Below are 21,275 nucleotides of genomic sequence, written 5' to 3'. Positions count from 1 at the left end.
TAGGAGCGCAAAGCCCCCGCCACAATCCCGCCTTCATTTCGCTTCGTCGCGTCGCCGCGCGCGTAGCCCTCAGCACAGCGCGTAATCGAGCCCGATATCGACCGCGGGCGCGCCCATCGTGATCTTGCTGGTCGAGATATAGTCGACCCCCGTCTCGGCCACCGCGCGGATGGTGTCGAGGTCGATCCCGCCCGAGGCTTCCAGCGGCACCCTTCCATCGACCAGCGCCACCGCCTCGCGCAGCGTCGCGGGCGGCATGTTGTCGAGCAGCAGGCGGTCGGCCCCCGCCTCCAGCGCGGGTTCGATCTGGTCGATCCGGTCGACCTCGACCTGCACCTCGAGCCCGTGCCGGCCCGCCTTGGCGCGCGCCACGGTGAGCGCGATATCGCCGCCGTTCACCGCGATATGATTGTCCTTGATGAGCAATCCGTCGTCCATCCGCATGCGATGGTTGTGCGCGCCGCCCATGCGGCTGGCATATTTGCTCAGCGCGCGCATTCCGGGGATGGTCTTGCGCGTATCGAGCACCTTGGCCCCGGTCCCTTCGATCGCCTGCGCGAAGGCGCGCGCCTGCGTCGCGATGCCGCACAGGACCTGCAACGAGTTGAGCGCCGAGCGTTCGGCGGCGAGCATGGCGCGCGCGTCGCCGACGATGCGCATCAGGTCGGTGCCCGCGGGCACCACGTCGCCATCCTCGACCAGCCGCTCGATCTCGACCCTATGGTCGAGCCGCCGGAAGAAGGCTTCGGCCACCGCCAGCCCCGCGACCGCGATGTCCTGCCGCGTGTCCATCACCGCGACGAAGCGCGCGCCCTCGGCGATGGTGTTGGCCGAGGTGACATCGCCGCCGTGGCCGAGATCCTCGGCCAGCACGGCGGTGACATAGTCGTCGAGATCGAAATGGTCGGGAAGCTGGCTCATGCCCCAGCCCTGCACGGGTTGGCGCTTCGCCTCAAGTCCTGCCTTCGGCGGCGCGCGCGACTTCGGCGACCAGCCCCATCGCATTGGCGTCGGAGGGCTGCCAATGCGCCTCGTCGTGCTCGCGGCTGTACCGATGCTGGCGTCGCTCGACGTAATTGTCGCCGTCCCAGCCGATCACCTTGACGATGCAATTGTGCCGGTCGGCGGTGATGTAGTTGAAGCTGGCGGGCTCGATCTTGATCCGCGTCGAGAAAGCGGTGCCTGCCTGGATCACCAGCGCCGAGCCATCGCCCTTGGGCAGGTCGACCGTGCGATGCACCGAGCTGGTGTGGTTGTGCCCCGAGAGGATGAGGTCGATGCCGACATCGTCGGTCGCGTTGACCGCCGCCACCTGGTTCTGGATCGGGTCCGAGAGCTTCTCGCCGCGCGGCAGCTTCCACATCGGGTGGTGCAGCGTGAGGATGCGCAGGTCATCGTCCTGCGCCTCGGCAAACTTCTCGCGCATCAGCTCGATCTGCTCGTCGGAGATCTTGCCGTTCTTGACCACCAACCCGCGCATCGAATTCAAACCGAGGATGGCGAAGCCGTCCTCGTTGAGCCACGGATTGAGCTCCTCGCCCCACTCGCCCATGTGCTTCACATAGGCGGCGTTGGGGCTGAGGAAGCGCTTGACGAGGTTGAAGCTAGGCGTGTCGTGATTGCCCGGCACCACCATGATGCGGTGCCCGCGCTCCTCGATCTTGTTGAGCCAGGCACGCGCCAGTTCGAACTCCTCCTCCTTGGCCCATTGGGTGAGGTCGCCCGCGATGACGACGAGATCGCTCTCGTTCTGCTCGAGAAACAATTCGGTCGCGGCGACCAGATGCTCCTCGTGAATGCCGAAATGGACGTCGGAAAAATGAATGATCCTGTGCATGGCTCCCGAACGCTTGGGATGGGGTGCAAGTTCAGCTAGCCTCGCGCGCATGGACCGCACCGACGCCAACACCGGCACCCGCCCCGTCTCCGACCGCCTCGCCTTCGACGAGACCGCGCTGGAGCGCTGGCTGCAGCGGCACGTCGACGGCTTCGAAGGACCGCTCACCGTCGAACAGTTCAAGGGCGGCCAGTCCAACCCCACCTACAAGCTCACCACTCCGCGCGCGGCCTATGTCCTGCGCCGCAAGCCCCCGGGCCGCCTGCTCCCCGGCGCCCATGCGGTCGAGCGCGAATATCGCGTCATGACCGCGCTGGCGAAGGCCGGCTTCCCCGCGCCGAGGACGCACGGCCTCGAGGAGGACGCGAGCGTCATCGGCACCCCCTTCTTCGTCATGGACATGGTCCCCGGCCGGATCGTCTGGGAAGCGCATTTCCCCGATACCGACGACCGCGCCGCGCACTTCGACGCGATGAACGCCGCGATCGCCCAGCTCCACGGCTTCGACCCCGCCGCCATCGGGCTCGCCGACTATGGCAAGGGCGAGGAGTTCGTCGCGCGGCAGGTCGCGCGCTGGTCCGACCAGTATCGCAACGATCTCGAGGCAGGCCGCGTCGAGGCGATGGACAGGCTCGTCGACTGGCTCCGCGACAACGCGCCGGACCGGTCTCGCGAACCCGTACGGGTCATCCATGGCGACTTTCGCTGCGACAACATGATCTTCGATGCGGAAAAGCCGGAGGTTCGCGCCGTCCTCGACTGGGAGCTGTCGACGCTGGGCGATCCGGGCGCCGACTTCGCCTACCACCTGCTGATGTACCGCATGCCGTCGGCGGGCAGCTTCACCGGGCTGCTCGGGCGCGACCTCGCCGAGCTCGGCATCCCGTCCGAGGCCGACTATGTCGCGGCCTATTGCGAGCGCACCGGCCGCGATGGGGTCGCCGACCTCGATTACCTGATCGTCTACAACATGTTCCGGCTCGCCGCGATCGTCCACGGCATCAAGGGCCGCGTCGCGCGCGGCAATGCCTCGAGCGCGCATGCGGTCGAGACCGCCAAGGCGCTCGAACCGCTGGCCGAGCTCGCCTGGGCCAACGCGCGGGCCGCGAGGCTCTGACCCCCCAGCCTGCGTCGAGGCGACGCAGGGGCATCGAGCCGACCCACGAAAAAGGCCCGGGCGTCGCCGCCCGGGCCTTCTTTCCTGTCGCGATCGACCAACGCTTATTCGGCGTCGGTCGGGAAGCCGCGGCGACGCAGCAGCGCGTCGACGTCGGGGTCGCGCCCGCGGAAGGCGCGATAGGCCTCGATCCGGTCGGTGGCATTGCCGGTCGCGAGGATGATCTGCTCGAACCGCTTGGCTACGACGGGATCATAGACATTGCCCGTCTCGACAAAGGCTTCCCACGTGTCGGCGTCCATCGTTTCCGACCACAGGTAGCTGTAATAGCCCGCCGAATAGGCGTCCGAGGAGAAGAGGTGGTTGAAGTGCGGCAGGCGGTGACGCATCACCGTTTCCTCGGGCATGTCCAGCGCCGCCAGCGTCTCCTTCTCGAAGGCATCGACGTCGACGATCCCCTCGGGGTCCATGTGCAGCTTCATGTCGACCAGCGCGCTCGAGAGATACTGCACGGTCGCGTAGCCCTCGTTGAAGGTCGAGGACGCGGCGATCTTGTCGCGCAGGTCCTGCGGCATCACTTCGCCCGTCTCGTAATGGCGCGCGAAGCGCTCGAGCACCGGCTCGCTCAGCAGCCAGTTCTCGTTCACCTGGCTGGGATATTCGACGAAGTCGCGCTGCGCCCCGGCAAGGCTCGGATAGTCGACGTCGACCAGCATGTAGTGGATGGCATGGCCGAACTCGTGCCACAGCGTCGAGGCGTCATCGAGGCTGATCAGCACGGGTTCGCCCGGCGCGGGCTTGTTGAAATTGTTGTTGTTGGTGAACAACCCGGCCTCGTCGCCGGTCAGCTTGGTGCCGAGCCGCAGCGTGTTCATCCACGCGCCCGAGCGCTTGCCGTCGCGCGCATAGGTGTCGAAGTAGAACAGCCCGATATTCTCGCCGGTGCGGCTGTTGTTCACCTCGAAGGTGCGGATGTCGGGGTGATAGACCGGCACCGCGCCGGTATTCTCGGTCATGGTGATGCCGTAGAGCTGCTCGGCCGACCAGATCATGCCCTCGACCATGTTGTTCAATTCGAAATAGGGCTTGAGCTCTTCCTGGCTGAGGTCGTACTTCGCCTTGCGCACCTTCTCCTGGTAATAGAGATAGTCCCACGGCTCGATCTCGCTCACGCCGTCGGCGCTCGCGAATTCCATCATGTCGGCGACCTCTTCATCGACCCGCGCGACGGCGGCGGGCCAGACCTTCATCATCAGGCCCATCGCGCGCTGCGGGGTGCCCGCCATCGTGTCCTGCATCCGCCAGTGGGCGTGGCTCTCATAGCCGAGCAGCCGGGCGCGCTCGGCGCGGGTCTTCACGATCTCGGCGATGATCGCCTTGGTATCGTTGGCATCGCCATTGTCGCCGCGACTGACGAAGCGTTCCCACACCTTCTCGCGCAGGTCGCGGTCCTCGGCGAAGCTCAGCACGGGGTCGACCATCGAGCGCGTGTTCTTGATCGCATAGCCGTCCATCCCCTGCGCCTCGGCAGCGGTCTTGGCGGCGCCCTTGATGTCGTCGGGAACGCCCGCCAGCTCGGCCTCGCTCACCTGCGTGTAGACATTCTCGTCGGCGAGCACGTTGGCGCTGAACTGGCTGAACAGCTCAGCGAGCTTGCTGTTGTACGCCGACAGCTGCGCCTTGCCCGCTTCGTCGAGCAGCGCGCCGTTGCGGACATAGCTGTCATACTGGCGCTCGAGCACGCGCATCTGCTGGCTGGTGAGGCCGAGCGTGTCGCGCGCATCGTAGAGCGCCTTCACGCGGTTGAAGAGGCGCGGGTCGAGGGTGACCTTGTCGAAGGCTTCCGAGATCTTGGGGCTCCACTTGGCGTCGAGCTCGCGCACCTCGGGGGTCGAGATGTTCGAGGTGTAGACCCCGAAGATCGAATAGACGTTGCCGAAGCGCTCGCCCGCCAGTTCCATCGCGTCGATGGTGTTGGCGAAGGTCGGCGCGGCGGGGTTGGCCGCGATCGCTTCATATTCGGCCAGCGCCTCGTTGAGCGACACCTCGAGCGCTTCGTCGAACTGGCCGACCTCATATTCCTGCCACTGCGGCACGCCGTCATAGGGGCCGGTCCATTTCTCGAGCAGCGGGTTGTCGTAGGCGATGGCTTCGGCCTCGGCCATGTCGGCAGCCGCGCTCGCGATGGCGGCGGCGGTTTCGATGGCGTCGTCCTGGCCGACCGTTCCGCAGGCAGCCAGCGTCAGGCTCGCGGCACCCGCGAGCAGCATTTTCTTGGTCATGAAATATCCTTGGGTGAGGTTCATCGGCGCCGTGTGTTGCACGGCGCGCCTGAACCCACAAGCAACGCTTCTACGAACGGAGGAGGTAGGCCATCACCCTCACGTCGATGGCGCAGCCTTGCGCGCGCTTGGTCGCGACGAAGGCCGGCATGTCCGACAGGCGCACCTTGTGAACGGTGATGTCCTCGCTGTCGGTGCCGCCGCCCTCGCCGACCTTCACGCAATCATGCGCGCGCACCGCGGTGAAGCTCTCGGACACCATGCCGGGCGAACTGTAGAACTCGCCGACCTCCTCGATCCGCCCGGCGCGCCAGCCCGTCTCTTCCTCGAGTTCGCGGATCGCGGCGTCCTCGACCGTATCCTCCTCGCCGCCATCATCGTCGCCGATCAGCCCGGCGGGCAGTTCGAGGCAGTGGCGCCCGATGGGGATGCGGTACTGCTCGACCAGCAGGAGGTGATCCTCCTCGACGATCGCCTCGATCACCACCGCGCGGATCCCCCGCGCGCGCCTGACATATTCCCAGCGCCCGTCCTTCACCGCGACGATGAAGTCGCCCTGATATTTGATCTCGGGGCCGTCCCCGTCCGAGGCGGCGCTCACAGTTCGATCAGCTTGTCGGGAATTTCGTTGGTGTCGTCGGACGACTTGGGGAAATGCTCGGCCAGCACCAGCCCGATCTCGTGGATCGCGGCGCAGATGCCCTCGGCCACCCGCCCTTCGCGGACCGGCCCCAGCAGCGCGATCATCGCCTCGGCCCAGGCATCGCCCTCGACCGCCTGCGTGATCGCATCGTCATGGATGATCTCGGCGCGGTGCTCGCCCATCGACAGGTAGATGAGAATGCCCGTGCGCCCGATGGTGCGCTTCTCGGCACCCGCCTTGTAGATGTCGATTGCGCGCCGCCGCACCCGCCGCGTCTTGGTCGCGGGCGGCACCAGCTTGAGCCGCAGCGGCATGTAGCGAAGCGCCCCCCAGACAATCAGGAACGTCGCCAGCGAGAACAGCAGCAGCACGGTCAGCAGCTGCGCCAGCGGCACCTCGCCCCAGCCGCCGAAGAAGAGGTGATACGCCTCCTCCAGCCACATGGGCTGGAACGCCCAGATCCCCATCTGCAGGAAGGTCAGCAGCGCGGCCCATTGCCACGCCGCGTCGTGATATTGGTCCGACAGGTCGGTCGCCACCGCAACGATCTCGCCATCGGAGGCCTCTTCCGCCTTGGCGATCGCCGCCGAGACGCGGGCGTGATCGTCCGCCGTCAGTTCATGCATGTCCTACCACCCCCCGGAGGCGCCGCCGCCCCCGAAACCGCCGCCGCCGAGGCCGCCGCCGAAGCCACCGCCACCGCCGCCGAAACCGCCGCCGCCACCGAAGATGCCGCCGCCGCCACCGCGACCGCCGCGCGTGAGCGCATCGATGCCCCACAGGAGCACCGCCGCGTCACCCGCATCGAAGCCGCCGCGCCGCCGGCGCCGTTTCCCCTTGCCGCGATAGCGCATGCCCGCGCCGCGGCGTCCGATCGACAGGAACATGAAGAGGAAGATCATGAACAGGAGCATGCCCCCGAACCCGCCGCTGCCCTGCGCCGACCGTTCCTGCTCGGCGGCCGCTTGCTCGGCCCGCGCCGCCGCCTCCTCGGGGCTGAGTTCGAAGCTGGCGAGGATCTCGTCCACCCCGGCGTCGATGCCCGCGGCAAAGGCGCCCTGCTTGAAGGCGGGCGTCAGCGTGTTGCGGATGATCCGCCCCGCCAGCACGTCGGGCAGGTAGACGCGCGCGCCATAGCCCGTCTCGATCCGCATCTCGCGTTCCTCGCGGGCGATGATCAGCAGCGTGCCGTCATCTTCCTCGGCATCGCCCACCCCCCATTCGCGCCCTAGCCGATAGCCGAAATCCTCGATCGGATAGCCTTGCAGGTTCTGGAAGGTGGTGATGTAGAGCGGGCGCCCCGTTTCCTCGAAACGCGCCTGCAACTTCTGGTTGAGCGCGAGCTCTTCCTCGGCGCTGAGGAATTCGCCCTCATCGAGGATCCAGCTGTCCTGCGGCGGCGCGGGAAAATCCTGCGCCTTGGCCGTCGAACTCAGGAGCAGCCCGCCGATGAGCGCCAGCAGCGCGACGAAGGCCAGGGCAAGCTGCGCCAGCCGCTTCGCCCTGCCCCCGTCGTCTCGCATGTTCTCGGGTCGCATTTCGCGTTACGCGCCGAAGTCCACTTCGACCGCTTCATCGGCACCCGCCGCCGCCTCGAAGGGCACCTTGGGTTCGGCACCATGGATGATCTTGGCGCCGATCGCGTCGGGGAAGGTGCGGATCGTGGTGTTATAGTTGCGCACGGCGTCGTTATAGTCGCGGCGCGCCACGAGGATCGAATTCTCGGTCCCCTCGAGCTGGACCATGAGGTCGGCGAAGCGCTGCTGCGAGGCCAGCTCGGGATAGCGCTCCATGATCACCGTGCCGAGCAGGCTGCGGGCATTGGCGAGCTGTCCCTGCGCCTGCGCATAGGCACGCACCGCTTCGGGATTGTCGAGCTGGTCGGTCGACAGGTTGGTCGAGGTGGCCGAGGCGCGCGCCTCGGTGATCTGAGTGAGGATGTCCTCCTCCGAGCCCGCGGCCGCCTTCACGCTCTCGACGAGGTTGCCGATGAGGTCGTTGCGACGCTGATACTCGGCCTCGACATTGCCCCAGGCGGCGTTCACCTCCTCCTCGGCGGTCGGAACGCTGTTGATCCCGCAGCCTGCGAGGCTGGCGGCGACAAGCACGGTGAAAAGGCCGGTACGGCGCATGGTCATGACGATGGTCCCCTTGTGGAAAAAACTCGTGTCTTAGCTAGGTAGGACGGTCGGAAAGCTCTTTCAATGGCGCCGCGATGGCATATGCTCGCGGCCGTAACAACAGGGGGAAGGGCGGCGTCCCGCGCCGCCCGGCCCCGCAAAGGGGGGAACCATGTTCGCTGACTTCAAGAAGTTCATCGCCAAGGGCAATGTGATCGACCTTGCCGTGGCGGTCATCATCGGCGGCGCCTTTGCGCTCATCACCAAGGCGCTGACCGACGACATCATCATGCCGCTGGTCGGCGTCGTCTTCGGCGGGCTCGACTTCTCCAACTATTTCACCCTGCTCGGCCCCGTGCCCGAGGGGTATGAGGGCTCGCTCACCAATTACAGCGAGCTCAAGGAAGCGGGCGCCGCGGTGCTCGGCTGGGGCGCGTTCCTGACGACCGTGCTCAATTTCCTCATCCTCGGCTTCATCATCTTCCTCCTCGTGCGCTGGGTGAAGAAGGTGATCGAGGCGATCGAGCGCGAGGAAGAGGCCGCGCCCGCGGCCCCCAAGGGCCCGACCGAGGTCGAGCTGCTCCAGGACATTCGCGACGAACTGAAAAAGCGCCCGGTGGCCTGAGCCGCCGGACGCCTGTTTCGCGATCGCAAGACAAGGGGCGGCACCGCGAGGCGCCGCCCCTTTCCCCTACTTCGGATCGCCGCCGATGCCGACGTCGCGGCGCATCTTGCGCGCATCGATCACGGTGCCGTTGAGCACCACCGTCTCGACCCGCCGCAGCGCCCCCAGTTCGGCCTCGACATCGCCGTCGACGAGGATGAGGTCGCCTTCCTTGCCCACCTCGATCGAGCCCGACCGGTCAGCCACCCCCGCCGTCTGCGCGGGCAGGATGGTTGCGGTCGCCAGCGCATCGGCGCGGCTCAGCCCTGCCTCCTCGTAGATCTCGATCTCGCGGAACAGCTCGTAGCCCTGCCCGTCGGTGCCCGCGACCAGCGTCACCCCGCCCTCGTGCAGCTTGCCGATCAGCCCGACCATCACGTCGTAGCTGGCCTGGTAATCGTCATAGGTGAGGCCATCGAGCAACTTGTAGCCCCCCGTCTTCATGCCGCGCTCCATCGTCGCGGGCCACAGCCCCTCCCAGGCTTTCGCCGACTTGGGCAGCGTGCCGTCGCGCGGCGGCACGATCATGTCCTCGAAGATGGTGATGGTCGGGTCGACCACCGTGCCGCGCTGTGCCAGTTCGGCGATGAAGGCGTCCACCTCGGCGCTGTCGAGGTCGACGTCCTTGGCATAGGTGATCGGTCCTTCGAGCCGCTGGTTGGTATTCGAGGCGTCCACCACCTCCTGCGGCAGGAACTGCATCAGCGCGAAATTGAGGTGGGTGATCTCGTCATAACCCGCGCGCACCGCCTCGATCGGGCGCATCGTCGCGGGCACGTGCCCCGAGACGTGGAGCCCGAGCTCATGCGCCACCGCGGCCGCGGGCGCGATCCAATCGGGGTTCATCGAGGTGTAGAATTTCACCCCGTAGAGCCCCGCCTCGGCGATCTCGCGCACCGCGGCGATGGCTTCGGCCTCGCTGCTCACCGTCATCGCGCCCTGCGCCGCGAGCGGATGCTGCTTGTCGACGATGGCGCTGGCATAGATGTCGGGGGCGAGCAGCGTGCCCGCTTGGGCGCGCTCGCGCTTGTCGACGACATATTCCATTTCCGCGCCCGGGCTACGGTAGCTGGTGATGCCGCTGGCGATGTTCTGGAGCAGCTTCCAATCGTCCTGCCCGAAGTGCGCATGCGCATCCCACAGGCCGGGGAGCAGCGTCTTGCCGGTGCCATCGACCACCCGCATCCCCGCCTCGGCGGCGATCGAGCCCGCCGGCGCGATCGCCGTGATCTCCCCGTCCTCGACCAGCACCGCCTGCGCCTTGCGGAAGGTCCGCGCCTCGGCGTCGAACAGCTTGACGTTGTCGAACAACACGGGGGCCCGCGCCTGCTCGTTCATATATTTGGCCGACAGTGCGGCGGTGGCCTCGAGCCCGGCCTGCGCCTGCACCGCCTTGAGCTGCGGGATGATCCCCTCATAGCCCTCGGGCAGCAGCCCGAGCGTGGAGAAAAAGCCGAAGAAACTGTCGTCGTCATCGAGCCAGATCGGATAGGGCTGCGTGCCCACCCCCGACAGGTAATGCAGCGAGATGGTCTCGGTCTCGCCCTGCGACGAGGTGACCTCGAGCGTTCGCCCCGTCGGCTCCAGCCGCGCCACCCCCGAGGGCAGCAGCTTGAGCTCGCCCTCGCTCGCGCGGATGGCGCCGATGGCGTCGTTGAATGCCAGCGTCAGGCCATTGGCCGCCCAGTAGAAGTCGCCGTCATAGGGCGCCTCTCCCTCCTCGGTCTCGGTCTTCCAGCGCGCCACCCCGTCCTCGACGACATAGGTCTCGTCGGCAACGCCGAAGGGCGACTTGCCGCGGATGGTGATCGTCTCGGGCAGCCCATCCTCGCCATAGCAGACGGTCTCGTCGGTCTCGCCGGTCCAGCCGCGCAGGTTGGTGCTGTCGCGATAGGCCATGCAGCCATTGTCGAGCTGCCAGCGATACTGCTCGCCATGCACCCCGGCCTCGGACAGGAACACCCACTTCTCGGCATTCTCGGGCGGCACCATCAGCTCCTCGACCGGGGTCGGCTGCGCGATGGCGGCGGTGGACGCGAACAAGGCGGTGGTGAGCAAGGCAAGGCGTGTCATGGATCCGTCCCCTGGGTTTTCCGTCGACGTCGTTTGATGCGCGCAACGATGCGCCCACCGGCGCGAAAGCGCAATGCAGGCCGTCGACAAGCCGACCAACGGGCCGCTCATTTCGATGGAAGGGACGAGCAAAGGTGGAGGGTTCGTGTTGCCCGGCACCCGCGTCGTTGGTGTGTCGGGCTGCCGAGAATGATGCGCAGCGAGAAAAGGTGGAGGGTTTCTGTTGCCCGGCACCCTCCGGCCGCTGGAATCCCCTTCTGTTGCCCGGTGGGGTCCGACCGCGCTTATTTCATTGTAACCTTAGGCGTTAGCCGTGGGGTTACGCAGCAATAGCGAGTGCTTCGTTATCGTTAGCACTTGTGTGAACGAGCCTTTGCGGTGGTCTCCTACCGATCGGCAACCGGATCTTTATTGCGCTCGTCGATCCTATTTCGCCCCCGTCAGGAGCCCCGGCGAATTGCACCTTCGGGGCTCTTGGTGGAGGCGCCGGGGTACTGCCCCCCGGGTCCGAAACGCCTATTCCATCCGATACTCTACCGACATAGCCGGTTGCCCGGCTCCTCCTAGATAGGCCGTGAGCCCCCCCGAGACAAGAGATTGACAAACCCGTTCTAGGGGCGGAACCATTGCTGGCGAACCGTCGTTGATGCGGTTCAGTAGATGTGCTGTCGCAACGGCAGGCATCGCCGAACGATCATATTCTAGGGGAATACGTCGATGAAGAAATTTGCTTTTGCTCTGACCGGTGTCGCTGCTCTGGGTCTTGCCGCGTGCAACCCGGCCGAAGACGCTGCGGGTGACGCGGTCGCCGAAGCCGGCGAAGAGCGCACCGAAATGCTCGAGGAAGCCGCTGACGACGCGTCCACCGAAGCGATGGAAGAAGAGCTCGAAGCGGCGGCGGAAAAGTCGAACATCGTCGCCGAGGCCAATGAAGAACTCGCCGAGGGCGATGTCGAGGACGCGCGCGAAATCGCGTCCGAGCTCGACGAAGTCGAGTAAGACTCGGCCCTTCCAACCGCCCGTCTCGGGGACGCACCGCGTCGTCGAGGCGGGCGATTGATTTTCGCCCGAGGGGGCGGAACCAATTGGCGCGGATCCCGTTGATCGGGGTCCGCGATGCGCTGTCGACAAGGCAGGTATCGCGCCATCGATGTCCACCAACCGATCTCCATCAAGGGAATCACACTCATGCGGAATATTGTCTTTGCTCTGACCGGTACCGCCGCGCTGGCCCTGGCCGCCTGCAATCCGGCCGAAGATGACGCCGGCGACGCCGTGGCGGAAAGCTACGAGGACCAAGTCAAATCGGTCGAGGACCGGGCCGATGCCGCCGAGGACGCCGGCATGGAAGCCGAGGCCGAGGCGCTCGAACAGCAGGCCGAGCAGCTCGAGCAGGAAGGCGAAGTCGCCGAGGAACAGGCGGAGGGCGACCTCTAGGGTCGGCGCGACAAGATGCGAGCGATGCACAAGTTCACCGTCGCGCTGATCGGCGCCACCGCCCTCTCGCTTAGTGCCTGCGCGAGCGAGGCCGACGAGGAAACGGTCGACGAGACGCTGATCGACGACAGCTATGACGCCGACGCCGCCAGCCTCGACGAGGTGATCGAGGAACCGGTGGTCGTCGAGGACGAGGTGGCGAGCGAACCCGCCGCGCCCGCGGTCGACGAAATCGACACCAGCGATGTCGTCGGCACCGAGGCCGAGACCGAGGACGTGGTCGGGCTCTGACCCCTGCCGGTCCCGGCAACGCCGTCAACGACAAGGCCGGGAGCCTCGTGCTTCCGGCCTTTTTTCCTGCCTCGACCCGGGGCAAGGTAGCCGCCATGACCGATCCCGACCTGCCCCCCGCCATTCCGGCGGCCACCATCATTCTCCTGCGCGAGGGGGCCGATGGCGCCCCCGAGACGCTGATGGTGCAGCGAACCGCGCACATGGCCTTTGCCGCGGGGGCATGGGTCTGGCCCGGCGGGCGCATCGACCCCGCCGACGCGGCGCACCCGGACGCGCCCGCGGACACCGTGGCGGCGATCCGCGAACTGATCGAGGAGGTCGGGATCGCGGTCGGGCTCGAGCCCCTGCCCCGCCCCGCGACGCTCGCCGCGCTGCAGGCCGGGCTGCTGGCGGGCGAGCCGCTGCTCGGGCTGCTGGCCGAACACGGGCTCAGCCTTGCGCCCGAGGCCTGCTCGCGCTTTGCCCGCTGGGCCCCCAACCTCAACCTCAAGCGCCGCTTCGATACCTGGTTCCTGATCGCCCGCGCCCCCGCCGGCCTGCCCGCGCTGGTCCACCAGCACAGCGAGGTCGCCGCCTCGCGCTGGATCGCGCCGGCCGCCATGCTCGAGGAGATCGCCGCCGGGCGCGCGCACGCCATCTTCCCCACCCTGCGCAACCTCGAACGGCTCGCCCAGGCGTCCACCATCGACGCGGTCTTCGCCGATGCCGCCGCGCACCCCGTCGAGACGATCGTCCCGTGGGTCGAGGAGGAGGGGGGCGTGAAGGTCCTCAAGATCCCCGAGGGCCGCGGCTATCCGGTCACGTCCTCGCCGCTCGCCACCGCCTTTCGCGGCCAGCACTGACCCGCCAGCGGGGCGCCGCGCACCGGCGGCGGCGGGGGCACTGTCACCGCAATGCCACGCCGGTTCGGCGCGGCGCCGGGCGGTTCATCGCCGCCCCGCCCCCCGTACGGGCACCGATTCGTCACGAAAAAGGGGCCGCGCGAGCCCGAAGCTCGGCGCGACCCCCTCGTCTGCCATGCGCGTCCCGCGGACGCGCGGCGCCCGCTCCTAGGAGAGGTGCTTGGACAGGTGCTTGTTCATCTCGAACATCGTCACCTTGTCCTGGCCGAAAATCGGACGCAGCTTGTCGTCGGCCATGATTTCCCGCTTATTCTGGGGATTCTGGAGATTGTTGGACTTGATATAGGCCCACATCTTCGAGACGACTTCGCTACGCGGAAGCGGGGTCGGACCGACCACTGCGGCCAGTGCGGGCGAAGGGGTTACCGGACGGGCGAGACCGCCCCCTGCCTTGCGCCCCGTCCCGCTCTTATTGTCTGCCATGATAAATTGGCCCTCCTGTTAAGTAAGGAGGCGAGTAGAGCCGCCTTGACCGAAGGGCGCAAGAGGGGAAATCGCGCTTTTTGGGGTTCAGCGTTCGCGCGTGCCGAACGGGACGATGCGATTGTCGGCGTCATGGCCGATCGCAGCGCGGCCGCGGTAGGCGATCCCGCTGTCCTCGCACCAACGCCGCACCATCGCCTCGGCCGCCTCGCCGAAGGGGCGGTCATTTTCGGGGACCGCGCAGAAACGCCCCATCCGCAGGCTCGCCGGGCGGACCGGCTGCCGGGTCAGCGCGAACAGCGCGCGGTCGCTTGCATATTGATATTCGGCGACCTCCTCGATCAGCAGTTCGGCGCCGCCAAGGTCGGGCGCGATCGGCGTGCCGAGCATCGACACCAGCACCTCGAGGTTGAAGGCATAGCTCGGCCGGTCCGCCGCCAGATCCGGTTCGAGCGCGGTTGTATCGCCGCGCACCATCCACGCGAGCGCCCGGTCGAGCGCCGCCTCGCCGCCCTCGCGCGCGGCATCGGCGGGTATCGGCCCGTGCGCCACCTCGAGCCCCGCCTTGTGTAGCGCCGACAGGAGGAACCCCGCGTCCGAATAGCCCATCACCTTCTTGCCCAGCGCGCGCGCGGGCAGCCGGTCGGCGACTTCGGCGGCGATCCGGTTGGAGCCATAGCCTCCGCGCGCGCACCAGATCCAGTCGATGCGCTCGTCGCCGAGCATCTCGAGCAGCGCCTCGCAGCGCACCGCGTCCGAGCCCGCGAAATGCCCCTCGCTGGCGAAAACCTGCGGATGCACGACCAGTTCGGCCCCCGCCGCCTCGGCCCGCGCGCGCGCCTGTTCGACAACCGCCTCGCTCACCGGGCAACTCGGCGCAACCACCCCGATCCGCATGCGTCCTCCATTGCTCACGCCCCCGGCATCGCATAGGGCAGGAGCCATGGACAATGGCTATTTCTTCTGCGGCATCGGCGGGTCGGGCATGCTCCCGCTCGCTGCCATCATGAAGGCGCGCGGCGCCGCCGTGGCGGGGTCCGATCGCAGCCTCGATGCGGGCCGGATGGCCGCCAAGTTCGATTACCTGCGCAGCCTCGGCATCGCCCTGCACGACCAGGACGGGTCGGGGCTGGCCCCCGGTCATGTGCTCGTCGCCTCGGCGGCGGTCGAGGACGAGGTGCCCGACGTGGTGCGGGCGCGCGAACTCGGGCTCGAGCGCAAGGCGCGCCCCGAACTGCTCGCCGAACTGCTCAACGCCGCGGCCACCTCGATCGCCATCGGCGGCACCTCGGGCAAGTCGACCGTGACCGGGATGGCGGGCTGGATCCTGCACGAGGCCGCGCGCTCGCCCACGGTCATGAACGGTGCGGTGATGAAGAATTTCGCCGGCCCCCACGCCCCCTTCGCCTCGGCGCTGGTGGGCGACCCCGACCTGTTCGTCGCCGAGGTCGACGAGAGCGACGGCTCGATCGCGCTCTATCGCCCGACGGTGGCGCTGGTGAACAACATCAGCCTCGATCACAAGTCGATGGACGAATTGCGCGACCTGTTCGGCGATTTCATGAAGGCCGGCACCCACGCGCTCTACAACGCCGACGACGAGGAAGCGCGCGCGCTCGCCCCCGCGCACGCGCGCGGCTTCGGCTTCGATCCCGCCCACGCCCCCGCCTACCGCGGCCACGATCTCGAATGCCATGACGAGGAAGTGCGCTTCACCCTCGCGCATGCGGGCGAGGTCTACCCGGTCCACCTGCCGATGCCCGGGCGCCACAATGCGATGAACGCGCTAGCCGCGCTGGCGGCGACGCATGCGGCCGGGGTCGAGCTGGCCGACGGCGCCGCCGCGCTGGCGCGCTTCGCCGGCCTCAAGCGCCGGCTCGAGCGCGTCGGCGAACATCACGGCATCACCGTCTACGACGATTTCGGGCACAATCCCGACAAGATCGGGGCCACGCTCGAGACGATGCGCGCGCGCGGGCGCCGGCTCCTCGTGGTCTTCCAGCCGCACGGCTACGGCCCCTTGCGCCAGATGGGCGCGGAACTCGCCGCCGTCTTCGCCGAACAGCTGGGCGAGGATAACCGACTGTTCCTTCCCGACCCCGTCTACCAGGGCGGCACCGTCGACAGGTCGCGCGGTTCGGACTGGCTGGCGCATGCGGTCCGCCAGGCGGGCGCGCATGCGATCCACATCCCCGAGCGCGACGAGATCGCCGCCGAGATCGCCGCCGATGCCCGCCCCGGCGACCTCGTCCTCGTCATGGGCGCGCGCGACGACAGCCTGATCGCCTATGCGCGCGACCTGCTGGAGGCGATCGGCGAGAGCCGTCGCTGATGGGGCGCCCCGTCGGATGGATCCTCGGCGCGTCCGACCGCGCGCAGCTGCTCGCCTACTTCCCGCCACGCTACGAGCGGGTGATCGCGCACCACGTCACCCTGTGGGGGCACCGCCAGGACGCGCCCGTCCCCGGCCCCGCCAGCTTCGCGGTGATCGGGCATAGCGATGCGGGCACCGGAATCGAGGCGCTGGTCGTGCTTGTCGACGGCCAGCCGCGTCGCCCCGACGGCCATCATTATCACCTCACCTGGAGCCTCGATCCCGCCACCGACCGGGTGCCGCGCGACAGCAATGCGCTGATCGCCGAGCATGGCTGGAGCGAGGTCGACCCGATCCCCTTCCACGCCGACCCGGGATATGTCGCATGACCCGCCCCGCGCTGTTCCTCGACTGCGATGGCGTGCTCGCCGACTTCGATGGCGGGGTGAAGGCGCTGACCGGGCTCGATCCGCAGGCTTTTCAGGAGAAGGTCGGGGTCGGCGGCTTCTGGAAGACGCTCGCACGCGCCGACGATTTCTACGCCAATCTCGAGCCGCTGCCCGGCGCGCTCGAGATGGTCGAGGCGCTCGCCCACCTTTCGCCCACCATCCTCACCGGGCTGCCGCTCGGGCGCTGGGCCGAGCCGCAGAAACGCGCGTGGGCGGCGCGCTGGCTCCCCGGGGTGCCGATCATCACCTGCATGGCGCGCGACAAGTGGAAATATGCCGCGCCCGGCGACGTCCTCGTCGACGATCGCGAAAAGCAGCGCGCCGCGTGGGAGGAGAAGGCAGCGGGGCGCTTCATCCTCCACCGCAGCCCCGCGCAGAGCCTCGAGCAGCTGGGCCGGATCTACCCGCTCTAGCGAGCGCGGGTCAGGCCGCCTCGGTGTCGACCTTCTCGACCCATTCGGGCCAGAACACGGGCTCGCGGTTGGACCAACCCGCCGCGGTGGCCGCGCCTTCGCTGATCGACTGCAGCAGCGTGCGGCGACGGTCGGGGTGGAGATGCGGCAGCGCCGCGGCAGCGCAGAAGGCGGCCGGGAGCCACGGGCGCACATGCGCGCCGAGCAGCCGCTCGTAGAGGAAACGATAGGCCGGGAAACTGTCGATCCGCCCCTGCGCCAGGTCGAATGCCGACAGCGTGATCAGAAGCCCCAGGAAGGGCTCGAGCATATCCAGCCCGCTGTCGTCAGGGATGTCGGCGCGCAGGTGCGCAAGCTGCGCATAGAAGCGCTTCTGCGCATTGATCGCGGCGGCCTCTTCGTCGTCGCGCGCCCAGGTAGCGATCGGGTCCTTGCGACCGAAGGCGGTGTCGAGCGAGCGGCGAATGTAGCGTTGCGTCGCCTTGTCGAACGAGGCGAACTCCTTCATCTCGCCGATCAGCTTTTCCCCGTTCACCGGGCCCCCGCCCTTCTTCGCAACCATCTCGCTCTACTCCTTTTGCCACTGCCTGCGAGTATAGAAAGGCCAGCCTTAAAAACGACTTAACCAAACCCTCGCGGGCCGCTCCCTCGTGACAAAAGAGACAAGAAAATCACCGCCCGACAAGGGGCGGTGACCGGTTATCCGGGGTTTTCGATGCGCTGCGACAAATTGGCAACGCGGGCGTGTCTTGGTTGCGCTAGCGTGCCGACGCTGCGGAAAGCGGGGCTATTGCTTGTCCCGTGGGGCATTGGAGTTGGGATGCGGCTCGTCGTCACCGCAGCGCGTCACCGAAATCGGGTCCGACGCATCCATTGATTCATCCGAACCGACGTCGACCTTGAGCTGCGCATCGTCGGGGTGCCGACGCAGTTGTTCCTCGAGTTCCTTGCTCGGTTCGTCCTTGGCCTGGGTCATCAGCGTCTCTTTCCTTGGGAAGTCCTCGATCGCTCGACCAACGGCCCAGCGCGCGCGCCCGTTCCCTCGCACGGCGCTTCTGCATAGCGCCCCCGCGCTTCGATGAACCGCCCCCCGGAGGCTGGCGGGGGGCGCCGCGCGGGGCTAGACTTGGCGCAATGCGTCACGCCCCGATCTCCACCGCCTCGCGCTCGCTGTTCGCCGACTGGCGGATCGCGCTCCTGTCGATCGTCCTGTTCTGGGCGACCTATCTGGCGACCGTGATCGGCCGCGCCGCGCTGGTCGGCAGTTTTACCGAGGTGCTCGCCAATCGCATGCCTTCGATCGGCGTCGGCATCCTGTTGACGCTTTGCATCTACCTGACGTTGCGCGCGGTGCGGCCCGAGGCGCCGATACGCTGGCGCGCCGCAGTCGCGCTCGGCGCCTCCGCGCTCGCCGCGATCGCGCAGGCGATGTTCGTCATCTCCACCGCCGCCGATCGCAAGGACGCGGGCGAGGAATATCGCATCGAGGCACGCGAGGGCGCGGTCATCGTGCAAAAGGGCAACGAGATCCGCATCCAGCGCCATTCGGGCGAGGCGCCGATGATCTTCACCCTGCCCCGGCTCGACGAGCTCGACCGCATGGGCCGGGTGCGGATCGCCGCCGACGCGGCGGTCGTCTGGCTCTTCTTCTTTCTCGCGTGGAGCGGGGTCTATCTGGCGATGGACAGCGCGGGCCGCGCCGAACAGGCACAGCGCCGCCTCGCGCAGGCCGAGGCCGCGACGCAGGCCGCGCACGTCCGCGCGCTGCGCTACCAGGTCAACCCGCACTTCCTCTTCAACACCTTGAACAGCCTGTCCTCGCTGGTGATGACCGGGCGCAACGAGCAGGCCGAGGAAATGCTCATCGCGCTGTCGACCTTCTTTCGCACCTCGCTCTCGCTTGACCCGTCGGAGAGCATCACGCTCGAGCGCGAGATCGAATTGCAGCGGCTCTATCTCGAGATCGAACAGCGCCGCTTCCCCAAGCGGCTCGACGTCTCGATCGACGTGCCCGATGCGCTTGCCGACCTGCGCATCCCCGCGCTCATCCTCCAGCCGCTGGTCGAGAATGCGATCAAATATGGTGTCAGTCGCACCCGCGATCCGGTCACCGTCGCCATCGCCGCCAGCGCGTACGGGCCCGACCGCGCGCGGCTCAGCGTCTTCAACACGGTGCCCACCGATAAGGCCGGCAAGCGCGCGGCGCCGACCGGGACCGGCACCGGGCTGACCAACGTGCGCGAACGGCTGCTGGCCCATTTCGGCCCCGCCGCGACCTGCCAGGCGACCCCGGTGGAAGGGGGGTTCCGGGTGGGGCTCGACATTCCCGTGATCAAGGAGGCCGCCGATGAGCGCGCTTAAGGTCCTCATCGCCGACGACGAGCCGCTCGCCGCGGACCGCCTCGTCGCGCTGCTCGACCCGATCGAGGACCTCGAGCGCGTCGGCATCGCCGAGGACGGCGACGAGGCCGTCGCGCTGGCGCAGGCGCACAAGCCCGACCTCGTCCTGCTCGACATCTCGATGCCCGGACAGGACGGGATCGAGGTCGCGCGTACGCTGGCCGCCAGCGAGCCGCGCCCGGTGGTGATCTTCGTCACCGCCTACGATCGATTCGCGGTGGCCGCGTTCGAGGTGGCGGCGGTCGACTATCTGGTGAAACCCGTCGAGCGGGCGCGGCTGCACGAGGCGATCGAGCGCGCCCGGATCGTCCTGGCCAATCGCCAGCCTGCCGCCGCGCGCGAGGACGAGGGCGCGCGCTGGCTGACCGAATTCTGGGCCTCCGACCTGTCGGGGCTGGTCCGCATCGCCGCCGCCGACATCGACCGCGTCTCGGCGGAACGCGACTATATGCGGCTCCATGTCGGCGAGCGCAGCTGGCTGATCCACCATTCGATGACCGCGCTCGAGAAGGGGCTCGACCCTTCGCTCTTCGTGCGCCTGCACCGCTCGGCGATCGTCCGCCGCGACTTCGTCACGGGCTTCTCGCGCAATGCCTCGGGGCGCTGGGTCGCCCAGCTCGCCGACGGGCGCGAACAGCCGGTGGGACGGCTCTACGCCGACCGCGTGCGCGAGATGACCGGCCGCTGATCGCCGCCACGATTGATTTGCGGCAGCAACGTGGATCGTGGCGATTGATCCAATATGAAACCATCCTCGCGACGGGTCGTTAAGGGGCCGCGGACGGCGGGGATCAGCCTGTCACCTTCGCGGCCACAAAGACGTTTGCTCGGAAAGGGTTCATGCTCGGACGACCCGACGATGCGCGACTGCTTCGGCTGCTGCTCGAAGCAGCGGAAGGAAGCGCGGTGCTCATCCGCCGCGTCTGCGCCTGCCTGTCCAACAAGCAGATCGTCAAGATCCTCGAGGAATGCTGCGCCCGGCGCGATATGCTGGCGGCGCGGACCCGCCGCCAGCTCGCCGATCTCGAGGCGCCGCCCGCCGACGCCGAACCGCCGGGCCTCCCCACCGCCTGCTTCTCGCTGCCGGCCGAGCTGGAAGCGGAAGGGGACGAGCATGGACCGCTGCTCGAGCGCCTCGCGGCGTGCGACGACCAGCTCGCGGGCCGGCTCGCCGAGGCGGCGTCGCCCGCCGATCTGTCGGCGCAGGTCCGGCTCATGATCGATGAAGCGACCGAGCTGTTCGCGCTCAACGCCAAGCGGTTCCGCCGCATCGTCGCCCAGGCCAATAGAAAGCGCTCCGACGAAGCCGCCGCCTGACCGCCGCGACGCCGGCCACGCCCCGCCCGATCGAGCCCACGCACCAGCACCGCGCGCCGCGCTTCGAGCAGCGCCACGAGCGAGCGCTCGGTCAGTGCCTCGAAAGAGTGTCCTCGTGCCGGTCGGCGCGTGCCGCGGGTCTGGGCAAAGAAATGGGGGCCAGCATCGCTGCTGACCCCCATCTTGGCACCGAGCCGGCTTGCCGGTCTTGGCCCGGGTTCGTCGCGTTCCGCCCGAAGGCTTTCCGCGGCGCCCATCGCCATCCTTGCGCGCCCGCTCAGGCGTCGCTCGTTACCGCCCGGCCTGCCCCCATGCAGGGGCTTCACCTCGGGTCGAAGCGCTTCGCCTGTTGCGAGCTCTCACTCACGACAGGCTCCGTGCCCTTCCCTCCGCAACCGATCCGTCAAGCGGATCGCGTCCCGGCGGCTCGTCGCGGCCCTTCCTGGACCGGGACCTTCGCGCCCTTCGCTCCCCCGCCCCGAAGGACGGTGCAGCGCGGCTGCGTTAGGCACCCCGGTTCTTCCGGTGCCGTCCGACCGGCTGGTCTGGCCAGTAAGTTTCCGGGTCTCGACACGCTTGCCGGATCCGAA

General features: G+C 67.9%; 24 protein-coding genes and 1 other RNA gene. 12 read left to right on the top strand and 13 right to left on the bottom strand.

Annotated features, from left to right (window positions below; genetic code table 11):
• Window positions 1-69: 69 nt before the first annotated feature.
• On the bottom strand, window positions 70-921 hold the full coding sequence (nadC, locus tag L8951_RS08795; protein WP_244382636.1) for a carboxylating nicotinate-nucleotide diphosphorylase: 852 nt from the start codon (window positions 919-921) through the stop codon (window positions 70-72).
• A gap of 31 nt (window positions 922-952) precedes the next feature.
• Entirely contained in the window at window positions 953-1,837 is an 885-nt protein-coding gene (locus tag L8951_RS08790) for a metallophosphoesterase family protein (protein WP_244382634.1), read from the bottom strand.
• A gap of 49 nt (window positions 1,838-1,886) precedes the next feature.
• On the opposite strand from L8951_RS08790, the gene L8951_RS08785 reads away from it, so the two are divergent.
• The gene (locus L8951_RS08785) at window positions 1,887-2,954 is read left to right on the top strand and encodes a phosphotransferase family protein (protein WP_244382632.1); all 1,068 of its coding nucleotides are present in this window, start codon (window positions 1,887-1,889) and stop codon (window positions 2,952-2,954) included.
• Window positions 2,955-3,058: 104 nt separating this feature from the next.
• Here the strand turns inward: L8951_RS08785 and L8951_RS08780 are convergent, their stop codons facing one another.
• From L8951_RS08780 to L8951_RS08760, 5 genes are all read right to left on the bottom strand, one after another.
• The gene (locus tag L8951_RS08780) at window positions 3,059-5,236 is read right to left on the bottom strand and encodes a M3 family metallopeptidase (RefSeq protein ID WP_244382631.1); all 2,178 of its coding nucleotides are present in this window, start codon (window positions 5,234-5,236) and stop codon (window positions 3,059-3,061) included.
• Between the two features lie 70 nt (window positions 5,237-5,306).
• Window positions 5,307-5,837 carry an NUDIX hydrolase gene (locus L8951_RS08775; protein WP_244382630.1) on the bottom strand — a complete coding sequence of 177 codons (531 nt, stop codon included), beginning with the start codon at window positions 5,835-5,837 and terminating at the stop codon, window positions 5,307-5,309.
• Entirely contained in the window at window positions 5,834-6,505 is a 672-nt protein-coding gene (locus L8951_RS08770; protein WP_244382629.1) for a TPM domain-containing protein, read from the bottom strand. Before L8951_RS08770 ends, L8951_RS08775 begins: the two co-directional genes overlap by 4 nt.
• 3 nt (window positions 6,506-6,508) lie before the next feature.
• Window positions 6,509-7,402 (bottom strand): TPM domain-containing protein, encoded by an 894-nt coding sequence (locus L8951_RS08765; protein ID WP_244382628.1) that lies wholly within the window; start codon window positions 7,400-7,402, stop codon window positions 6,509-6,511.
• Window positions 7,403-7,423: 21 nt separating this feature from the next.
• Window positions 7,424-8,017 (bottom strand): LemA family protein, encoded by a 594-nt coding sequence (locus L8951_RS08760; RefSeq protein WP_244382627.1) that lies wholly within the window; start codon window positions 8,015-8,017, stop codon window positions 7,424-7,426.
• A 154-nt stretch (window positions 8,018-8,171) separates the two neighbouring features.
• On the opposite strand from L8951_RS08760, the gene mscL reads away from it, so the two are divergent.
• Window positions 8,172-8,624, top strand: coding sequence for a large conductance mechanosensitive channel protein MscL (gene mscL / locus L8951_RS08755; protein WP_244382626.1), 453 nt, complete (start codon window positions 8,172-8,174; stop codon window positions 8,622-8,624).
• A gap of 66 nt (window positions 8,625-8,690) precedes the next feature.
• Here the strand turns inward: mscL and L8951_RS08750 are convergent, their stop codons facing one another.
• On the bottom strand, window positions 8,691-10,736 hold the full coding sequence (locus L8951_RS08750) for an amidohydrolase family protein (protein WP_244382624.1): 2,046 nt from the start codon (window positions 10,734-10,736) through the stop codon (window positions 8,691-8,693).
• Between the two features lie 246 nt (window positions 10,737-10,982).
• Window positions 10,983-11,333: a transfer-messenger RNA gene (gene ssrA, locus L8951_RS08745) on the bottom strand.
• A 120-nt stretch (window positions 11,334-11,453) separates the two neighbouring features.
• On the opposite strand from ssrA, the gene L8951_RS08740 reads away from it, so the two are divergent.
• The 4 genes from L8951_RS08740 to L8951_RS08725 all read left to right on the top strand — a co-directional run bounded on the left by L8951_RS08740 (window position 11,454) and on the right by L8951_RS08725 (window position 13,309).
• Window positions 11,454-11,735 carry a hypothetical protein gene (locus L8951_RS08740; RefSeq protein WP_244382623.1) on the top strand — a complete coding sequence of 94 codons (282 nt, stop codon included), beginning with the start codon at window positions 11,454-11,456 and terminating at the stop codon, window positions 11,733-11,735.
• Between the two features lie 189 nt (window positions 11,736-11,924).
• Window positions 11,925-12,173: a hypothetical protein gene (locus tag L8951_RS08735; protein WP_244382622.1), complete on the top strand. Its 249-nt coding sequence runs from the start codon at window positions 11,925-11,927 to the stop codon at window positions 12,171-12,173.
• A 24-nt stretch (window positions 12,174-12,197) separates the two neighbouring features.
• The gene (locus L8951_RS08730; protein ID WP_244382621.1) at window positions 12,198-12,464 is read left to right on the top strand and encodes a hypothetical protein; all 267 of its coding nucleotides are present in this window, start codon (window positions 12,198-12,200) and stop codon (window positions 12,462-12,464) included.
• Between the two features lie 95 nt (window positions 12,465-12,559).
• Window positions 12,560-13,309 (top strand): NUDIX domain-containing protein, encoded by a 750-nt coding sequence (locus tag L8951_RS08725; RefSeq protein ID WP_244382619.1) that lies wholly within the window; start codon window positions 12,560-12,562, stop codon window positions 13,307-13,309.
• A gap of 207 nt (window positions 13,310-13,516) precedes the next feature.
• On the opposite strand, the gene L8951_RS08720 is transcribed toward L8951_RS08725, so the two are convergent.
• Both L8951_RS08720 and L8951_RS08715 read right to left on the bottom strand, forming a co-directional pair.
• Window positions 13,517-13,792, bottom strand: coding sequence for an SWIB/MDM2 domain-containing protein (locus tag L8951_RS08720; protein WP_244382617.1), 276 nt, complete (start codon window positions 13,790-13,792; stop codon window positions 13,517-13,519).
• Between the two features lie 87 nt (window positions 13,793-13,879).
• Window positions 13,880-14,689, bottom strand: a complete 810-nt coding sequence (locus L8951_RS08715; protein ID WP_244382616.1) for an LD-carboxypeptidase — start codon at window positions 14,687-14,689, stop codon at window positions 13,880-13,882.
• Window positions 14,690-14,735: 46 nt separating this feature from the next.
• Between L8951_RS08715 and L8951_RS08710 the strand changes: the two genes are divergently transcribed.
• The 3 genes from L8951_RS08710 to L8951_RS08700 are packed head-to-tail and all read left to right on the top strand — an operon-like array spanning window position 14,736 to window position 16,968.
• Window positions 14,736-16,124 (top strand): glutamate ligase domain-containing protein, encoded by a 1,389-nt coding sequence (locus tag L8951_RS08710; protein WP_244382615.1) that lies wholly within the window; start codon window positions 14,736-14,738, stop codon window positions 16,122-16,124.
• Window positions 16,124-16,495, top strand: a complete 372-nt coding sequence (locus tag L8951_RS08705) for a hypothetical protein (RefSeq protein ID WP_244382614.1) — start codon at window positions 16,124-16,126, stop codon at window positions 16,493-16,495. Before L8951_RS08710 ends, L8951_RS08705 begins: the two co-directional genes overlap by 1 nt.
• Window positions 16,492-16,968, top strand: coding sequence for a 5' nucleotidase, NT5C type (locus tag L8951_RS08700; protein ID WP_244382613.1), 477 nt, complete (start codon window positions 16,492-16,494; stop codon window positions 16,966-16,968). The genes L8951_RS08705 and L8951_RS08700 overlap by 4 nt, the downstream gene beginning before the upstream one ends.
• Window positions 16,969-16,978: 10 nt before the next feature.
• On the opposite strand, the gene L8951_RS08695 is transcribed toward L8951_RS08700, so the two are convergent.
• Window positions 16,979-17,530, bottom strand: a complete 552-nt coding sequence (locus tag L8951_RS08695) for a hypothetical protein (RefSeq protein WP_244382612.1) — start codon at window positions 17,528-17,530, stop codon at window positions 16,979-16,981.
• Between the two features lie 225 nt (window positions 17,531-17,755).
• Window positions 17,756-17,944 carry a hypothetical protein gene (locus L8951_RS08690; RefSeq protein ID WP_244382611.1) on the bottom strand — a complete coding sequence of 63 codons (189 nt, stop codon included), beginning with the start codon at window positions 17,942-17,944 and terminating at the stop codon, window positions 17,756-17,758.
• Between the two features lie 158 nt (window positions 17,945-18,102).
• Here L8951_RS08690 and L8951_RS08685 point away from each other — a divergent pair, with 158 nt between their 5' ends.
• From L8951_RS08685 to L8951_RS08675, 3 genes are all read left to right on the top strand, one after another.
• The gene (locus L8951_RS08685) at window positions 18,103-19,329 is read left to right on the top strand and encodes a sensor histidine kinase (protein ID WP_244382610.1); all 1,227 of its coding nucleotides are present in this window, start codon (window positions 18,103-18,105) and stop codon (window positions 19,327-19,329) included.
• Window positions 19,316-20,056, top strand: a complete 741-nt coding sequence (locus L8951_RS08680; protein WP_244382609.1) for a LytR/AlgR family response regulator transcription factor — start codon at window positions 19,316-19,318, stop codon at window positions 20,054-20,056. The genes L8951_RS08685 and L8951_RS08680 overlap by 14 nt, the downstream gene beginning before the upstream one ends.
• Window positions 20,057-20,208: 152 nt before the next feature.
• Window positions 20,209-20,685: a hypothetical protein gene (locus tag L8951_RS08675; RefSeq protein ID WP_244382608.1), complete on the top strand. Its 477-nt coding sequence runs from the start codon at window positions 20,209-20,211 to the stop codon at window positions 20,683-20,685.
• Window positions 20,686-21,275: the final 590 nt, after the last annotated feature.

Source organism: Sphingomicrobium astaxanthinifaciens (genome assembly GCF_022865105.1).
Classification (GTDB): domain Bacteria; phylum Pseudomonadota; class Alphaproteobacteria; order Sphingomonadales; family Sphingomonadaceae; genus Sphingomicrobium; species Sphingomicrobium astaxanthinifaciens.
Note: the sequence above shows the minus strand (reverse complement) of the source record. Positions and strands in the feature narration are given on the sequence as shown.

What these genes read in the sequence shown, in the direction of transcription:
- L8951_RS08765 (WP_244382628.1), bottom strand. Translation starts at nt 7,402, where the DNA reads ATGCGAGACGACGGGGGCAGGGCGAAGCGGCTGGCGCAGCTTGCCCTG.
- L8951_RS08680 (WP_244382609.1), top strand. Translation starts at nt 19,316, where the DNA reads ATGAGCGCGCTTAAGGTCCTCATCGCCGACGACGAGCCGCTCGCCGCG.
- L8951_RS08760 (WP_244382627.1), bottom strand. Translation starts at nt 8,017, where the DNA reads ATGACCATGCGCCGTACCGGCCTTTTCACCGTGCTTGTCGCCGCCAGC.
- L8951_RS08730 (WP_244382621.1), top strand. Translation starts at nt 12,198, where the DNA reads ATGCACAAGTTCACCGTCGCGCTGATCGGCGCCACCGCCCTCTCGCTT.
- L8951_RS08750 (WP_244382624.1), bottom strand. Translation starts at nt 10,736, where the DNA reads ATGACACGCCTTGCCTTGCTCACCACCGCCTTGTTCGCGTCCACCGCC.
- L8951_RS08705 (WP_244382614.1), top strand. Translation starts at nt 16,124, where the DNA reads ATGGGGCGCCCCGTCGGATGGATCCTCGGCGCGTCCGACCGCGCGCAG.
- L8951_RS08735 (WP_244382622.1), top strand. Translation starts at nt 11,925, where the DNA reads ATGCGGAATATTGTCTTTGCTCTGACCGGTACCGCCGCGCTGGCCCTG.
- mscL (WP_244382626.1), top strand. Translation starts at nt 8,172, where the DNA reads ATGTTCGCTGACTTCAAGAAGTTCATCGCCAAGGGCAATGTGATCGAC.
- L8951_RS08685 (WP_244382610.1), top strand. Translation starts at nt 18,103, where the DNA reads ATGCGTCACGCCCCGATCTCCACCGCCTCGCGCTCGCTGTTCGCCGAC.
- L8951_RS08770 (WP_244382629.1), bottom strand. Translation starts at nt 6,505, where the DNA reads ATGCATGAACTGACGGCGGACGATCACGCCCGCGTCTCGGCGGCGATC.
- L8951_RS08675 (WP_244382608.1), top strand. Translation starts at nt 20,209, where the DNA reads ATGCTCGGACGACCCGACGATGCGCGACTGCTTCGGCTGCTGCTCGAA.
- L8951_RS08720 (WP_244382617.1), bottom strand. Translation starts at nt 13,792, where the DNA reads ATGGCAGACAATAAGAGCGGGACGGGGCGCAAGGCAGGGGGCGGTCTC.
- L8951_RS08715 (WP_244382616.1), bottom strand. Translation starts at nt 14,689, where the DNA reads ATGCGGATCGGGGTGGTTGCGCCGAGTTGCCCGGTGAGCGAGGCGGTT.
- L8951_RS08785 (WP_244382632.1), top strand. Translation starts at nt 1,887, where the DNA reads ATGGACCGCACCGACGCCAACACCGGCACCCGCCCCGTCTCCGACCGC.
- L8951_RS08780 (WP_244382631.1), bottom strand. Translation starts at nt 5,236, where the DNA reads ATGACCAAGAAAATGCTGCTCGCGGGTGCCGCGAGCCTGACGCTGGCT.
- L8951_RS08690 (WP_244382611.1), bottom strand. Translation starts at nt 17,944, where the DNA reads ATGACCCAGGCCAAGGACGAACCGAGCAAGGAACTCGAGGAACAACTG.
- L8951_RS08790 (WP_244382634.1), bottom strand. Translation starts at nt 1,837, where the DNA reads ATGCACAGGATCATTCATTTTTCCGACGTCCATTTCGGCATTCACGAG.
- L8951_RS08695 (WP_244382612.1), bottom strand. Translation starts at nt 17,530, where the DNA reads ATGGTTGCGAAGAAGGGCGGGGGCCCGGTGAACGGGGAAAAGCTGATC.
- L8951_RS08710 (WP_244382615.1), top strand. Translation starts at nt 14,736, where the DNA reads ATGGACAATGGCTATTTCTTCTGCGGCATCGGCGGGTCGGGCATGCTC.
- L8951_RS08725 (WP_244382619.1), top strand. Translation starts at nt 12,560, where the DNA reads ATGACCGATCCCGACCTGCCCCCCGCCATTCCGGCGGCCACCATCATT.
- L8951_RS08740 (WP_244382623.1), top strand. Translation starts at nt 11,454, where the DNA reads ATGAAGAAATTTGCTTTTGCTCTGACCGGTGTCGCTGCTCTGGGTCTT.
- L8951_RS08700 (WP_244382613.1), top strand. Translation starts at nt 16,492, where the DNA reads ATGACCCGCCCCGCGCTGTTCCTCGACTGCGATGGCGTGCTCGCCGAC.
- nadC (WP_244382636.1), bottom strand. Translation starts at nt 921, where the DNA reads ATGAGCCAGCTTCCCGACCATTTCGATCTCGACGACTATGTCACCGCC.